The organism is Clostridium sp. FP1 (assembly GCF_011065975.2).
GTDB classification, from domain to species: domain Bacteria; phylum Bacillota; class Clostridia; order Clostridiales; family Clostridiaceae; genus Clostridium_AD; species Clostridium_AD tagluense.
The window spans coordinates 3,691,047-3,706,818 of sequence record NZ_JAAMNJ020000001.1 but is presented as its reverse complement, the minus strand read 5'-3'; the positions used below and the strand labels follow the sequence as shown (position 1 = coordinate 3,706,818).

Here is a 15,772-nt window from a genome sequence, read left to right as displayed (position 1 = left end):
GGTGGAAACAAAATCATTAAAAATAGAAGGAATGACCTGTGCTGCATGTGCAAAGACCATCGAAAGGGTTATAAAAAAACTCCCTGGAGTAGTTGAAACAAATGTAAATTTTGCTACTGAAAAATTGAATATAAGATTTGAACCGACCAGGGTAAGAACTTCTGACATAAAGAAAGCAATTGAAAAAGCAGGATACAAAGCCTGCGAAGATGAAAGTAACGTGGACATTGATCGAGAAAAAAAGAAAAAGAAATAAAAGCCTTATGGAATAGATTTATAATATCAGCAGTATTTGCAGTGCCATTACTTCTAATTGCAATGGTGCCAATGATTGCAGAAAAGTTGAACTATCAGCTTCCTTTAGCTATTGACCCTATGCTACATCCAGTAGCTTACGCCATTATACAATTGATACTTGTGATTCCAGTTATGACTTCTGGTAAAAAGTATTTTATTGTTGGATTTAAATCTTTAGTACGGTTAAGTCCTAATATGGATTCGCTTATATCCATTGGAATATCTGCGGCATTTTTGTATAGTTTATTTGCTGTATATGAAATAACCTTTCTGGGGAATGTTGATTATGTAATGTACTTTGAATCAGCAGGAGTTATTTTGACACTTATTACCTTAGGATAGTATTTAGAATCAGTTACAAAAGGAAAGACTTCCGAGGCAATTAAAAAGCTTATGGGCCTAGCACCTAAAACAGCTATTATCATAAGAGATAATATGGAAATTGAAATTTCAATTGATGAAGTTGAAGTGGGTGATATAGTATTTGATAAGACTGGAACACTTACGGAGGGAAAACCAAAGGTAACAGATATTGTTACTGTAGAGGGTATTTCCGAGACATACTTACTTCAAGTAGCAGCCTCTGCTGAAAAAGGATCTGAACATCCATTAGGGGAGGCTATAGTTAAAGGTGCAGAAGAAAGATCTTTAGAACTTAAAAAGGTAGATAAGTTTGAAGCTATACCTGGTTATGGAATAGAAGTTAGTATATAAGGTAATAAAGTTCTGCCTGAGGATAAAGCAAAGGTCGTTAAAAAGCTTCAAGCAGAAGGTAAAAAAGTTGCTATGGTTGGGGATGGAATTAATGATGCGCCTGCACTTGCCCAAGCTGATATTGGTATAGCTATAGGGTCAGGTACAGATGTAGCTATGGAATCCGCAGACATAGTACTTATGAGAAGTGATTTAATGGATGTACCTGCTGCGTTACAGTTAAGTAAGAAAACAATAACAAATATAAAACAAAACCTATTTTGGGCTTTTGGTTACAATATACTGGGAATACTGCACCTATTTGGAGGCCCGCTTCTAAATCCTATTATTGCAGCACTAGCAATGAGTTTTAGTTCGGTTTCTGTATTAACAAATGCTTTAAGGTTAAAAGGATTTAAGCCATTAACATAAAATTAAAATTTGAAAGGAGAAATAAAAAAATATTTTTTATGTAGTTTCTAAGGCTTTTATTTAAAAATTATAAGTAAAGTTTAATATTTATTGTAAATCACGAATAAATGATGTGAAATTTTTACTAAGGGGTTCACTATATATGCTCCTAAAATTTATTTTTTTGACATGAAAATGGGCATAATTATGCTAGTAGCTAAGATGTCATAAATAATAAAAGAAAGGTTAAATGAGGTGTAAAATTAGATGTCAGTTAAGTATAGTTTAAAAAAGAAATATACATGTAGTACAGAGATGGTATTTAGGGTATGGATAAAGGCGGTATATGGGGAATCTCAAATCATGGGTACATACAATGAGTATACCAGGGATGAATTTGAGAATAACATAATAAATGAGTTGCAAGAACTAGTAAGTGACGAAAAATACAGGTGTGGATATTTGGAAGAACTGAAACATGAATATTTAAATATACCGGAATGTAAAGAAGGGTACTGTCATTCATTACTAACTTTAGATGTTGTAGCTGTAGGCAGAACTGGTATTTTGTATGATGTAATAATAAAAAAATAGATAATGATAGATTTGTGTAATAATTTTAGAAGTGTATGTCTAACTAGAAATTAGTATGGGAATTTACTCCTGTACTAATTTTTTTTTGTGTTTATGAGTGTATTCAAACATTAAAACAGGGGTTAATGTTTTGCTTGATTAATTCCATTTTTGGTATTATAATTATAAATGGAACCAATGGAGGTGTAGTATTACGAAAGAGATAAATGAGGTTATGTTAAATCCTGCCCGAATGAGAATCATACAAGAGCTTTCCACAAGACGAAGCATTACTGCCACAGAGCTTTGTGAAAAAATCAGTGATGTTCCGAGGACCACCATGTACCGTCATATCAATATTTTATTGGATAACAACATTTTATCTGTTGTATCCGAAAAAAAAATTCGAGGGAGCCTTGAAAGAACCCTTGCCTTGAATATAGGGGAAATATCAAAGAATAACACCCTTGAAAATGCTTCTCAGAATGCATTGGGTTTTTTGATGAACAGATATGCAAGGTTTCACAACTACTTCAGCGGAGAAAATCCGGACCCTGCTAAAGATAAAATTTTTTTGAACAATTCAGTGCTTATGATGGATGACAATGAGTTTGACCAATTTTTATCGGAGCTACGAGTGCTTATTATAAAATACAACTTTGAAGTTGCAAACGGAAGAAAAGCCAGAGATATTTCTGTGATATCTGCACCTACAGAGAGTGAGTGAGAAAAATGTATAAAATCAAAAAGAAAAGAGGTTAAAAGGTAATGACTGTTTTTGCAATTATCTTAGGAGTCATTGTTTGTCTTAATATAATCGGATTTGCTATCAATAAAATATTTTTTTCAAATGAGCTTGAAGCTGTATCACCTTATGGACAGATGGTAGAAATAAAGCAGCAAAAGATGCATGTGTATTCTATGGGTGATGGCGAGAAAACCTTTGTGTTGTTACCGGGTTTTGGGGTGTCCTTACCAAGTGCGGACTTTGGACCACTGATGAGAGAGCTTTCTAAAGAATATACTGTTGTCTGCATTGAATATTTCGGTATTGGTTTCAGCGACCAGGCAGATACACCACGAACAAATGAAAACTATACGGAAGAAATCAGAACTGCATTATCTTTGGCTGGCTTTAAGGCGCCTTATGTCTTAATGCCTCACTCCGCGTCTGGCATTTACAGTGAATATTATGCTGCAAAATATCCTGATGAGGTGTCTGCGATTATTATGCTGGACACAACATCAACTGCAAAAACAGGAACTGGAAATCCGCCCAAATTCTTATTCGGAATAGCCAAGTTGCAGCAAGCTTGTGGATTAACACGCATTAATGGATTGATGCATCCTTCTCAAAAAGCCGAAAATGGATACACTGAAAAAGAAATCAGTGACTATAAATTGTTTGCTTATTATGTTCTCAACGATACTATAATCAATCAGTCGTATCGCATGCTTGAAAATATCAAGGAGGTAAATGCAATAGGTTTCCCTCAAGAAATACCGGTATTGAAACTTATATCCTCACAAACGGAGAAAAAAGTAGGAGCAGAATATCAAATAAATCACTTAAATAGACTGGGAGCAAAAGCTGAATCAAGAATTATTGATTGCTCCCATTTCATTTATCAAACTAATGTTACAGATATTTGTGATGCAGCAAGTACTTTCCTCGAAAAAATCAACTGATAATGTTTATATATAGGTAAATAACCAATAAATATTTTATTTAAATATTAAAGTATCATTTGTTGTATTATAATGAAAGTGAATAATTTTGAGGAGGGGAAGTCTATCTTTTTTTAGTAATAGCCTATTATAATCAAGAAGATTGATTATAATAGGCTATGTTGATAAAGTCATTTAGAATTATTAAAAAGACTAGATTGCTGTCTTTTTAGGCAAATTAAGTGCCGAAAATTAAAAATTATGCTTTTATAGCCCAACGTAATTTAGCACAGCGAGCACGACCATTGGTATTACATTCTTGTGATGATGGTCGAATAGGACCTTCAGCTATTTCACGATAGATGCCTTCACGAAAAAAGCGTTGAAAAGATTTTTTAACGAGACGATCTTCTCCTGAATGAAATGAAAGTATAGCAACGCGCCCACCCTCAGCAAGGGTAGTAGGAAGCTTTTCCAAAAATTCATATAACACTTCAAATTCATTATTGACATCAATTCGCAATGCTTGAAAGCATCGTTGACAGGTTTTTTTAATTGCATCCTTCGTATCATTTCCTGGAATAAATTTCAGAGCATCTTTGATAATTTGTTGAAGCTGCGTTGTTGTTGATATATCTATTCCTTTTTTAATTTGGGAAATAATAGCTCTAGCGATTGCTGCAGCATTAGGCTCGTCGGCGTTTTCTATAAGCATTCCTTGTAATTCATCTAGCGAAATAGTTTTTAAACGAGCTGCAGCAGATATACCTTTTTTAGGATTTAGACGTAAGTCGAGTGGCCCTTCACTCTTAAATGAAAATCCTCTTTCAGGATTGTCTATTTGCATTGAAGAGACACCCAAATCTGCCAATACAAAATTCAATGGCCCTGATTCTAAAGCAATTTGATCTATATGGGAAAAGTTCATTTGCTTGATTGTTAAAATTTCGGAGCCATAACCTAAGCTCTCTAAGCGCTCTTGGGTGCGCGGTAACTCAATAGAATCTACATCCATTGCATACAAGTGTCCCTTTGAATTTAAGCATTTAAGCATCTCTAAAGTATGACCACCATAACCTAGTGTTACATCGAGTCCTGTTTGCCCGGGAGTAATTTGTAAGAATTCTAATATTTCTTTAACACAAATTGAACGATGCATACCAGCAGGAGTACTACCCTTTTGAATAACTTTTGCTATGGTATCAGCATATTTCTCTGGTTGCAGTTCCTTATATTTTTCTTTATAAGATTTAGGGTTAGTGCCTTTATATCGAACACGTCGCTGATGTTTTTGCTCTTGATTATCCATTGTTACTCCACCTTTTTTAATAACTTTTTGTAATGTTCTTACAAATCATATGATACCAAATACAATTCATAAAAGCAAACTCACAAAGAAGAAAATCTGAATAAGATGCTTTATGCTAGGAAATCTCAATTGTATTCATTTCTTGGTTTTTTTCACCGGTGGAGATGGTTTGGATAAGCATGTCACTATCACTTTATACTGTTAACACCCTTTAAAATTTTCTCAAGCTTTTCGATTGCTACGATTCGTTCGTTACACTTCTTGCTATCTAAACATAGATCAAAGTCTATTGACCTATAGGCAGCTTCCCCAGTATTAGCTGTTTTGCAGATAGGTGAAACAAAGTCTACTTCATTTTCTCCAGCTGAGTGGTTGCAAAGCACACATCTATGAGCGTTATTGGTACCATAACTTGAAATTCTACATGCCATACCTATAAGTTTACTTAGTGTGCAATTATTCAGCATTAGGCGATTTAATAGATGATTTCATACATTTGTTCCTTCATATAAGAATGGAAACTGTTGCAAACGTAGCTTTGTAACAGTTTTTTTTGTCTTTGCTTCAACAAAAAATAAATTTTTGTAGGAGTAAAGATATTTTATTTAAAATATATAAAAGGTGCTGTAATCTTAGATTTAGCTCAGGAATACTATCTTTCGGATAAAAGTATAAGAAGAATTATTAGTCAGCAAAAGAAGATTATGCTTGAAATTAATGCAGAATCTTAAACGAGATTGAAAGCCACTTTTGATACATCATATAATAATGGTATGATAAAAATAAATGTGCTCTGAAGTGAAAAATTTTATTTTCATGGTGAAGTAGCACTATATGAATTTAATAACTACTAATTAATTTTAAATAATATTAGATAACAAGCGGACAATTTACGGACAAGCGGACAAAAGATGGACAAAAAACGGGCAAAAAAATGGTTGCAATTTATTCATCTTCAGCCATGAATATGGAATAGAAGAATCTGATGATGAGGAATGGATATAATAAAGAAGAGATTTAAAGCGATTTTATTAATGAAAGTAAAATATACTTTGTAAGTATTAAGACATGATATAATAATTATATATTTTTGAATTTTAGATTAGTGACATTGTTTAGAAAACTATAGTATTGGAGGCATTGGATATGAGTTCTAGTGATAAGGATATTTCAACAAATATGCTTTATGAAAATGTAAAAAGTACATTAGAAGCAGCGCGGTCTAAGGCTTATTCTTCTATTAATTTTTATATGGTTAAAGCTTACTGGGAAATAGGGAAAATAATTTACGTAGCACAAGATGGCAATGAAAGAGCAGAGTATGGCAAAGAACTAATAAGTGAATTATCAAAAAAACTTACAATTGATTATGGTAGAGGGTTCGATAAAAGTAATTTATCAAGAATGAGGAAATTTTATTCGTTAATCAACAATGTTGACGCACTGCGTCAAGAATTAAGTTGGACTCACTATAGGTTTATAATTAAACTTAGTGATGAAAGAAAAAGAGCTTTTTATATAGATGAATGTATTAAAAGTAATTGGAGTACAAGACAGTTAGAAAGACAAATTAATTCTTTCTATTATGAACGACTTCTATCAACTCAAGAGGAAAATAGAAATGAAGTAAGGAATGAAATAAATGAATTAGAACCTTCTAAAGGTATAAATGATATGGTTAAAGACCCTTACATATTAGAATTCTTAGATTTAAAAGAAAATAAAAAGTTTCTAGAAAGAGATTTAGAACAAGGATTAATAGATAATTTACAAGAGTTTCTTTTAGAACTTGGAAAAGGATTTTCATTTGTAGGAAGACAGAGAAGAATAACAGCTGATGGAGAGCATTTCTATGTGGACTTAGTTTTCTATAATTATTTGCTTAAATGTTTTGTGTTAATAGATTTAAAACTAGGTAAATTAACTCATCAGGACTTAGGTCAAATGGATTTCTATGTTAGATACTATGAGAAAAAAATAAAGGGCGGAGATGATAATCCAACTATAGGGATTATATTATGTTCTGAAAAAAATGAAACTATAGTAAAATACTCGATTTTAGAAGAGAGTAAACAAATATTTGCCTCAAAGTATATGCTTTATATGCCTACGGAAGAAGAATTAAAGAGAGAAATAAATAAGGATAGAGAGATACTTGAGGTTGAAGAAATCATGCATGAAAATGAGGAATAGAGAAATATTTGGTAAAGCAGACGCCTAAAGAATGAGATAAGAAAAAATCTAGGAGTGATTGGTATGAGTTCTAGTGAGTGAAAATTACCCTGATGTAGGCTCTACGGTGTTTATAGGATATCATATAATATAATACACAAGTACACCAGTAAAATAGTATTTATAAAGTTAAAGATTAAAAATAAAACTCTGAGGTAATCTCAGAGTTTTATTTTTTTTGATTATTTTTATAAATATTGCAGGGAAAAATAGTTTTATGTTGAAATAACATAAAATAGATGCTAAGCATGAGATAGTTTTTACTGATACCTAATCAAATGATAAACGTGGTTGCTCATAATAAGCCAATGTGCACGGAACTTTATGACGACATAATCACTGCTTGTAAGATAGTAGATAAAAAATTCGATAAGTGTTTTGAGCTTATTGAAAGTAACGTTTATTCAGATGAGGATGGTGTTATTGAATATTTAATTAATAGAAATTATTGCAAGGATATTCTTGAATTACAATTTGAACTATTACGAGAAATTAAACCAGAGTTTTCTTCCAATGAAATAAAACGCCCGTACTATAATAATCCAGATTACATTCATCTACGTTATTATAAAAAAATATATTTATATATAAACTATAAATGAGCAAATTTGATAACATATTCTGGAAATAAGAAAAAAGAGCACAAAAATAGACATTTTCACCATCCTAAGGCATTATATTACTGCAAAGAAATATAACTAAAGGATGGATGAAAAATGCCTACAGAAAATAATATACCATATGATAAATCAATTAACAACTTTATTATAGAAATTAAGATATTACTTTATTTAACACTGCCACAACTTAAACATATTTGTGCCTTCGTGTTTGGGACCGTAGATCGTGGTTGCAATGGTAAAGTTAGTCGTATAAGTGAGAGCTGTTATAGCTCAAGGCATAGAACTTCCGTAGGAAATTTTTTATCCAACAGTCCATGGAATGAAGAGTATATTTTACGAGCATTACAAAAATTTGCAATTAAAAAAATATGGCAGTTATCAAAAGATACAGGTAAGCCTATTTATGTGATTATTGATGATACTATCTGTAAGAAAACAAAGCCTTCGTCACAGGCTAAAAATCCTATAGAGAAATGCCAATTTCATTTTTCTCACTAAGAAGGTAAACAAGTTTATGGACATCAAGTTGTAGGTATTTTACTACAGTGTGGTGATGTAACAATACCGTAGCAGCTAACGCCTTATGATAAAACTAGAATGAATGAATTTAACAAAGAAGATTTTCACTTAGTTACAGTGAATAAAAACTCTTACTATGTTTACCGATATGAAGGCAAGATAAATGGATTTAAAAAAGTAGTTAAGCAAAGTGTCTTTATTTAAAGTGACTATACAAAAGAATATATTAAATTTTGTATGCATATTTTTAAATTTACTAAAACTAATAGTTAAAAAACGAAAAAACTTTTGCAAATTAAAATACAAAAATTTAAAAATGAATATAGTACACCGCTCAAGATATTATGGCAATTTTCAAAGTTTCCAATGATATTATTATGTGCTTATCTCATTTCAAGCCAGTATTATAAGGAAAGTCCCGAACTATTAAATATTATCTCTCCAATAACTAGTGTTATCATATTTTATTTTTATACTAAGGAAATAACTCAACTTCTTAGAGAAAGCCGTAAATATGGAAACAAAGAGAATACTGATATAAAATATGTATACATATTATTTGCAATATTTTACTGCCTAATGGTAGTGTTATCGTTAGTTAAAGATTCAATAAATGAAATATTTAATACTAAACAATGGTTAATAACGAATTTTACACTAGATAAAACTAATGTTGATCTACTATTTAAATTGACTTGGAGTGCGTCCAATAGCTTAAAAGAATCTATCTTAGCTGCCATCATATTTGATACTGCATTCCAAATGTTTAATTACGATATAAAGGATGAGCAAAGAAAATATCTAAATTTATTAACTGAAAATGGCAAGCTGTATGCACTTCCAGAAGAAAAATCAGAAAAATATCCTAAGGTTTGGTATATTCGCGGTGATGCATGTTCAGATTTAGTAGATAATTTAGGAATTCATAAATTTAGTATTTCTAATAAATATAATATTGATTGCACTAATGATAATTGTTATAGGATATTGATGGATCGTAAGAAACTAAACCTTGATGATAAGAATTGTTGCTATCATGGTGGTGATAGTGATTATATTAACGGTGACTACTATTTTTATTTTGTACTTATAGATTTTGAGAATTGCTTTCAATACGGTATTAGTAAAGAAGATATATATAACATTATTAGAAATAAGTTAATTGAGTTTCCTAGTGGGTTAAAAGTATATGAACGGAATTATGAAGCAATTATTGATGAATGCATTACAGAAGTAAATATCTATAGAGATACATTGTAAGTGAATTAAACAATACATTTTGTATAGTTGGTAAACCGTCGTATAAGGACCTGACACGTCGTAAATACTTAAACGATATACAAATATCATTGTGATTTGAACTTCTAGTTATTCTTAAGCTATACTGTTTGTCGACAATGTGAAGTTAAGATGCCGATAATAGAGATGTTAACTAACCAATAGAATTTAATAAAGCTTAGTATGTTGTATTGCGAAGCCGTATAAAAAGTAGGTGCCAAATATAAAGAATTTGAGAATTGCGATAGAATAACTGTTTAATATGAATTAATTTTATTGAATTAATTATAAATAAAAACTAAGAAGATATTAGTAAAATTAAACAATTAGAAGAATGGAGGTAAAATATTTATGATACTAAGTAAAGTTAAAAATTATCATTACAGACTTTATGGAGAAGATGCAAGTAAAATTTAGAAGAATAAATTAATATTAGATCTGGCAAGGGTTCCTTCCACCTTTGATATTATCATATTTATTAAGAAAAAATTCTAATCAAAAAGAATATATTTCTTTTTAATTTCCAACTTTAATTTTAACCTGTCCCATTCTGTTTTAACCTCACTTAAAGTAAAAGCGGACAAAACAAAGAAAAGAACATTTAGGAAGAATATTCCTAAATGTTCTTTTCTTTGTAAACTATATGGTGCCGGAGGCGGGAATCGAACCCGCACGGTATTGCTACCACTGGATTTTGAGTCCAGCGCGTCTGCCAGTTCCACCACTTCGGCATGTCTGACAAGAATTATTTTAACATATATATATAATTAATGCAATAGTTATAGTAAAAATTTATATCTGCTTTCATTTTGATTAAAGTATTGATTCCATATTAAGCAATGTAACATTTAATTTTCCACAAAGAATTGAAAATACCATTCAAAGTATAGTATTATATGTAGTGTACATGTAAATACTAATATAAAAAAATACATTTTATTGTATTGTTTAGTCAGGGGGGTAACATGAAAAGAATATTGGATACTATCATTGAAAAAAATAGACACTATACTAAGGAAGGCAAAGTTGCCTCATATATACCAGAACTTTCTAAAGCAGATGGAGAGGCTCTAGGTATTTGCGTAACTACTCTTGATGGAGAAGAATTTTTCGCAGGGGATTATGAAACAAAATTTACAATACAAAGTATATCAAAGGTTGTTACACTTATGCTAGCCATAATTGATAATGGAGTAGATTATGTGTTTACTAAAATAGGAATGGAGCCTACAGAAGCTGGCTTTAATTCCATAATAAATTTAGAGAAGAACATTGACCAAAGACCTATAAACCCAATGATAAATGCTGGAGCAATTGCAGTAGTTTCATTAATTACAGGTGATACTGCAGAGGAAAAGTTTAATAGGATTTTAAAGTTTACGAGGAAAATTACAGGTAATCCTGATATTTATATTAACGAAGGTGTTTATACCTCTGAAAAAGCTACAGGGGATAGAAATAGATCACTGGCTTATTTCATGAAGAGCACAGGTGTTATTGAGGGTGATGTGGAAGAGGTTTTAGATGTATACTTTAAGCAGTGTTCAATGGAGGTCAATTGTAGGGATATAGCAAGAATAGGAGCTATGCTTGCTAATTCAGGTGTGATTTTTTCTAAGAATGAAAGAGTTTTATCTAGAGAAGCTACTAGAATAATTAAAACTATAATGGTTACTTGTGGCATGTATGATGGTTCAGGTAATTTTGCAGTGCATATAGGAATACCTGCAAAAAGTGGTGTAGGTGGAGGTATAATGGCAGCAGTGCCTAGGAGAATGGGTGTTGGTGTAATTGGACCTGCGCTGGATCAAAAAGGTAATAGTATTGGTGGTATAAAGGTTTTAGAAGAATTATCTAAGGAATTAGATTTAAGTATATTTTAAAAAAAATGTAATCATAGCAGAAAGAAGGGATTTAAAATGTCTAAAGAAAGGTTATTAATTTTAGATGGTCATAGTCTTATGTACAGAGCATTTTATGCATTACCAGCCCTAACAAATTCAGATGGGATATATACTAATGCAGTTTATGGTTTCACAAATATGCTCTTAAAAATGAAAGAGGAATTTGAGCCAGATTATATTGTTACAACCTTCGACAGAAAGGCACCTACTTTTCGTCATGAAGAATATAGTGATTATAAGGCAGGTAGAAAGAAAATGCCTGATGAGCTTATAGGACAGTTTGCTATAGTTAGGGAACTTTTAGAGAAAATGGCTATAGACATTTTTGAATTAGATGGATTTGAAGCAGATGATTTAATAGGAACACTATCTGTAATTGGAGAAAAAGAGGGACTAGAAGTCTTTATAGTAACAGGAGACAGGGATGCACTTCAACTTGCCACAGATAATGTTAAAGTTGTAATAAATAAAAAAGGAATGTCAGAAAAAGAAATATATGATAGAAATCGAATAATAGAGGATTTTGGAGTAACCCCTACTGAATTTATAGATGTAAAGGGCTTAATGGGAGATGCTTCGGATAATATTCCAGGAGTACCAGGAGTTGGTGAAAAAACTGCTTATAAGCTTATTAAAGAGTATAAGAGTATAGAAAATGTCCTTATGAATATTGAAAAAATCAGTGGCAAAAAGCTTGTAGAAAATTTAATAACTTATAGTGAGCAGGCTATTTTTAGTAAAAAATTAGCTACTATTATTACTAGTGTGCCTATGGAAATAGATTTAGATTCAATTAAATCAAAAGAAAACTATGATGTACGTGCTGTAAAAGATTTATTCTATAAATTACAGTTTAAATCACTAATAGGAAAAATAGCAGATGATAAGGATTCAATTGAAGAAATATTTTCAGCTGATTTTACAGTAATAGATAAGCTACCAGCGCTTAAGGAATTAGTAGAAGAGGTTAAAGATACAATTTATATAATCTTTGATATTACAAACGCCAATGTTTTTTCTAAAATTACTTTAAATAACATATACCTGAGTTATAAGGAAAAAAACTATTCTATTAAGGTTATTGACCTATTTAATGAGGATGAAGAAAAAGCTATAGGTTATTTAAAAACTTTGCTTGAAAGTAAAGATATTAAAAAGGTAAGCCATTCCTTAAAAAATGCTTATACAGTTCTTAATAAAAAGGGTATTGTGTTACAAGCAGTAAAATTTGATACAGAACTATCAGCTTATTTGATAAATTCAGCCCAAAGTGAATATAGCTTAGAAACTCTTATTGATACATTTCTTAGAATTAGCATAGTAGGTGAGGGTGATGCAAAAGAGATTAATAAAGTAGCATTACTAAAAAAACTTTATGAACTATTAGAAGTGAAGATTAAAGAGTATAAAATGGAAGAACTTCTATATACCATGGAGCAACCATTAACAGAGGCTATATCATATATGGAGGCAGAAGGGTTTACAATAGACAAAGATAAATTAACGGAGCTTAACATAAAATTTGCAAAAGACATAAATGAAATGGAAAGCACTATTTTTGCATTAGCTGGAGAAGAATTTAATATCAAATCTCCAAAACAATTAGGAAAGATATTATTTGAAAAATTAGATTTACCTGTTATAAAGAAAACAAAAACAGGATATTCAACTAATGCTGAGGTTTTAGAGGTGCTAGTAGATAAGCATCCTATTATCACAGAAATAACTCGCTATAGAGGGCTTACAAAGATTTTTTCTACTTATATAGAGGGACTACAAGCAGTTATTGATACAGATTGTAGGATACATTCCAACTTTACTCAAACAGTAACTACAACAGGAAGATTATCAAGTACAGAGCCTAATTTGCAAAATATTCCTATAAAACATGAAATGGGTAGAGCTATAAGACGAGTATTTATACCACACAATGATCAGTGTGTTATTTTATCAGCGGATTATTCACAAATAGAGCTTAGAGTTCTTGCTCATATATCTGGGGATGAAAATTTAATTGAAGCTTTCATTAACCACAGTGATATTCATACCAAAACTGCTTCAGAGGTATTTAATGTACCGCTTCAAGAAGTTACATCACTTATGAGAAGTAATGCTAAAGCTGTAAACTTTGGAATAGTATATGGTATTGGAGAATTTAGCTTAGCAAAGGATATAAATGTATCTAGAAAAGAAGCTAAAATTTATATAGATGCCTATTTTGCAAGATATCCAAAAGTTAAGCAGTACATGGAGGATATAGTGGTTGAAGCTGAGAAAAATAATAGTGTTACCACAATCTTTAATAGAAGAAGAGCAATCCCTGAAATAAACTCCTCAAATAAAATTGTCCAGTCCTTTGGAAAAAGACTTGCTATGAATACACCAATACAAGGGACAGCGGCGGATATTATTAAGCTGGCTATGGTAAATGTATTCCATAAATTAAAGGAGTCAGGGTTAAAAAGTACTCTAATACTTCAAGTACACGATGAATTAATATTAAATGTATATAAAGATGAGGCACAACAAGTTGAGAGTTTAGTTAAAGAGCAGATGGAAAATGTTATAAAACTTTCAGTTCCTCTAGAAGTAGGAATAAGTATTGGAGAAACTTGGTATGAGGCGAAGTAATTAAAAATTGAGAATTAAAGCCATAACTTTCAATTAGAAAAAGTGGGGGAGGATAAGATGCTTAAGGTAGGGATAACAGGTGGTATTGGTAGTGGGAAGAGCACAGTAACTAATATGCTAAAAGAAAAGCTCCTTCCAATTATTGATGCCGATATTGTAGCTAGAGAGGTGTTTATAATAAATCCTGAGGTAATCTCTCAAATTAAAGAGGAATTTGGGTATGAGTTTTTTGACGAGGAAGGTAAACTAAGGAGAAAAGAGTTTGGAAACTATATATTTAAAAATGATACCCTAAGAAAAAAGCTAGAGCGTATAATTATGCCTTTTATAATAAATGAAATAAACCGTAGGATAAAAGCTTATGAACAAGATAATTGTAAGGTATGTTTTCTTGATGCGCCTACTTTAATAGAGAATAATTTACATACCAGTATGGATGTAATTATATTAGTTTGGGTAAGCAGCGATGTTCAGATACAAAGGATTATGCTTCGGGACGATTTAGATTTATACGCAGCAATGGATAGAATAAGAGCTCAAATGCCAATAGATGAAAAAAGGAAGTTTGCGGATTTTATTATTGATAATGGAGGAAGCATTGAAAATACAAAGTTACAACTAGATTTGATTATTACACAATTAGAAAGGTTAGATGTGAAAGATGAAGTTTAAAAAAATTATAAAAATTTTATGCATAATTTTTTTGTGCATTATAGTAATTAATATTAAAAGTATTTTTAAAAGTTTTTATCCAATAAAATATGAAGAGCATATAGTTACGTATTCTCAAAGGTATAATGTAGATCCATGTTTGGTTGCAGCTGTAATTAAAGCAGAAAGTGATTTTAATGGAAAAGCTATGTCTAATAGAGGTGCCTATGGGCTTATGCAGATAATGCCAGATACGGGACTTTGGATTGCTAAAAATATGGAATTAAAAGACTATGAAGTAGAAAAATTATATGATAATGAAATTAATATTGCTATGGGATGTTGGTATATTGATAATTTAAATACCGAATTTAATGGAGATATAGATTTGGTGCTGGCGGCTTATAATGGTGGGCGTGGAAATGTTCAAAAGTGGCTTAAAAATAAAGAATATTCACAGGATGGAAAAAAATTAAATAACATTCCTTTTGGAGAAACCGATAAATATGTAAAAAAAGTAAAGACAAATTATAAAATTTATTTTAAACTATACGGTGATAAATTTAAGGTATCTTAAAAAATAACTAATATATTGACAATTCATATTAAACTGATATATAATAAATCTTGTAGTTATAAGCGGTGCAAGCTAATATGGCTATAAGATTTCCCCTTTATAATAAAAATAATATTTGCGATAGTGGCGGAATGGCAGACGCGCACGTTTAAGGGGCGTGTGGGAGACCATACGGGTTCAAGTCCCGTCTGTCGCACCAAGATTTTATGTTTTTGGAGTACTAGAAAAGAGAGGCGTACATGCCTCTCTTTTCTTGAGTTATATAGATAAAAAAATAAATTATCAAGATAAACCTTTGTAGGGGATGTTTTTGGTGTAGGGTAGACTGGTTTTAGCGTCTAGAAGCGGTTATAGAAGTAAAGGTTGGGAATGCAGGTAGGAATGTTCATAATCCAAGTTATGATGT

13 protein-coding genes, 2 tRNA genes and 2 pseudogenes are annotated in these 15,772 nt (G+C 31.2%); 14 read left to right on the top strand and 3 right to left on the bottom strand.

The window, feature by feature from the left end; genetic code table 11:
• Positions 1-10: 10 nt before the first annotated feature.
• From G9F70_RS18135 to G9F70_RS18120, 4 genes and pseudogenes are all read left to right on the top strand, one after another.
• Positions 11-1,422, top strand: a pseudogene (locus tag G9F70_RS18135) (heavy metal translocating P-type ATPase); the annotation flags it as partial.
• A gap of 246 nt (positions 1,423-1,668) precedes the next feature.
• Entirely contained in the window at positions 1,669-1,995 is a 327-nt protein-coding gene (locus G9F70_RS18130) for a hypothetical protein (RefSeq protein ID WP_164944517.1), read from the top strand.
• Between the two features lie 214 nt (positions 1,996-2,209).
• Positions 2,210-2,701, top strand: a complete 492-nt coding sequence (locus tag G9F70_RS18125) for a helix-turn-helix domain-containing protein (RefSeq protein WP_164944516.1) — start codon at positions 2,210-2,212, stop codon at positions 2,699-2,701.
• Positions 2,702-2,742: 41 nt separating this feature from the next.
• Positions 2,743-3,663: an alpha/beta fold hydrolase gene (locus G9F70_RS18120; protein ID WP_164944515.1), complete on the top strand. Its 921-nt coding sequence runs from the start codon at positions 2,743-2,745 to the stop codon at positions 3,661-3,663.
• 238 nt (positions 3,664-3,901) lie between these two features.
• Here the strand turns inward: G9F70_RS18120 and rsmH are convergent, their stop codons facing one another.
• Entirely contained in the window at positions 3,902-4,951 is a 1,050-nt protein-coding gene (gene rsmH / locus G9F70_RS18115; protein WP_164944514.1) for a 16S rRNA (cytosine(1402)-N(4))-methyltransferase RsmH, read from the bottom strand.
• Between the two features lie 188 nt (positions 4,952-5,139).
• A pseudogene (locus G9F70_RS18110) lies at positions 5,140-5,394 on the bottom strand (elongation factor G-binding protein); the annotation flags it as partial.
• A 703-nt stretch (positions 5,395-6,097) separates the two neighbouring features.
• Here G9F70_RS18110 and G9F70_RS18105 point away from each other — a divergent pair.
• The 5 genes from G9F70_RS18105 (at position 6,098) to G9F70_RS18090 (ending at position 9,585) form a co-directional block, all read left to right on the top strand.
• A complete protein-coding gene (locus G9F70_RS18105; RefSeq protein WP_164944513.1) occupies positions 6,098-7,144 on the top strand; it encodes a YhcG family protein in 1,047 nt (348 codons plus the stop codon).
• A 317-nt stretch (positions 7,145-7,461) separates the two neighbouring features.
• Positions 7,462-7,785, top strand: coding sequence for a hypothetical protein (locus G9F70_RS18100; RefSeq protein ID WP_164944512.1), 324 nt, complete (start codon positions 7,462-7,464; stop codon positions 7,783-7,785).
• 114 nt (positions 7,786-7,899) lie between these two features.
• Positions 7,900-8,304, top strand: coding sequence for a hypothetical protein (locus G9F70_RS18095; protein ID WP_164944511.1), 405 nt, complete (start codon positions 7,900-7,902; stop codon positions 8,302-8,304).
• A gap of 99 nt (positions 8,305-8,403) precedes the next feature.
• Positions 8,404-8,529, top strand: a complete 126-nt coding sequence (locus tag G9F70_RS27080) for a hypothetical protein (protein WP_263484337.1) — start codon at positions 8,404-8,406, stop codon at positions 8,527-8,529.
• Positions 8,530-8,691: 162 nt separating this feature from the next.
• Complete coding sequence (locus tag G9F70_RS18090) at positions 8,692-9,585, top strand: hypothetical protein (RefSeq protein WP_224617660.1); 894 nt, start codon at positions 8,692-8,694, stop codon at positions 9,583-9,585.
• Between the two features lie 662 nt (positions 9,586-10,247).
• Here G9F70_RS18090 and G9F70_RS18085 read toward each other — a convergent pair.
• Positions 10,248-10,334, bottom strand: a tRNA-Leu gene (locus tag G9F70_RS18085).
• Between the two features lie 234 nt (positions 10,335-10,568).
• Between G9F70_RS18085 and glsA the strand changes: the two genes are divergently transcribed.
• From glsA to G9F70_RS18060, 5 genes are all read left to right on the top strand, one after another.
• A complete protein-coding gene (gene glsA / locus G9F70_RS18080; RefSeq protein ID WP_164944509.1) occupies positions 10,569-11,486 on the top strand; it encodes a glutaminase A in 918 nt (305 codons plus the stop codon).
• Positions 11,487-11,522: 36 nt separating this feature from the next.
• The gene (gene polA / locus G9F70_RS18075) at positions 11,523-14,138 is read left to right on the top strand and encodes a DNA polymerase I (protein ID WP_164944508.1); all 2,616 of its coding nucleotides are present in this window, start codon (positions 11,523-11,525) and stop codon (positions 14,136-14,138) included.
• 57 nt (positions 14,139-14,195) lie between these two features.
• The gene (gene coaE, locus G9F70_RS18070; protein WP_164944507.1) at positions 14,196-14,810 is read left to right on the top strand and encodes a dephospho-CoA kinase; all 615 of its coding nucleotides are present in this window, start codon (positions 14,196-14,198) and stop codon (positions 14,808-14,810) included.
• Positions 14,800-15,366, top strand: coding sequence for a lytic transglycosylase domain-containing protein (locus G9F70_RS18065; protein ID WP_164944506.1), 567 nt, complete (start codon positions 14,800-14,802; stop codon positions 15,364-15,366). The genes coaE and G9F70_RS18065 overlap by 11 nt, the downstream gene beginning before the upstream one ends.
• Positions 15,367-15,483: 117 nt before the next feature.
• A tRNA-Leu gene (locus G9F70_RS18060) sits at positions 15,484-15,565 on the top strand.
• The last annotated feature ends 207 nt before the right edge of the window (positions 15,566-15,772 follow it).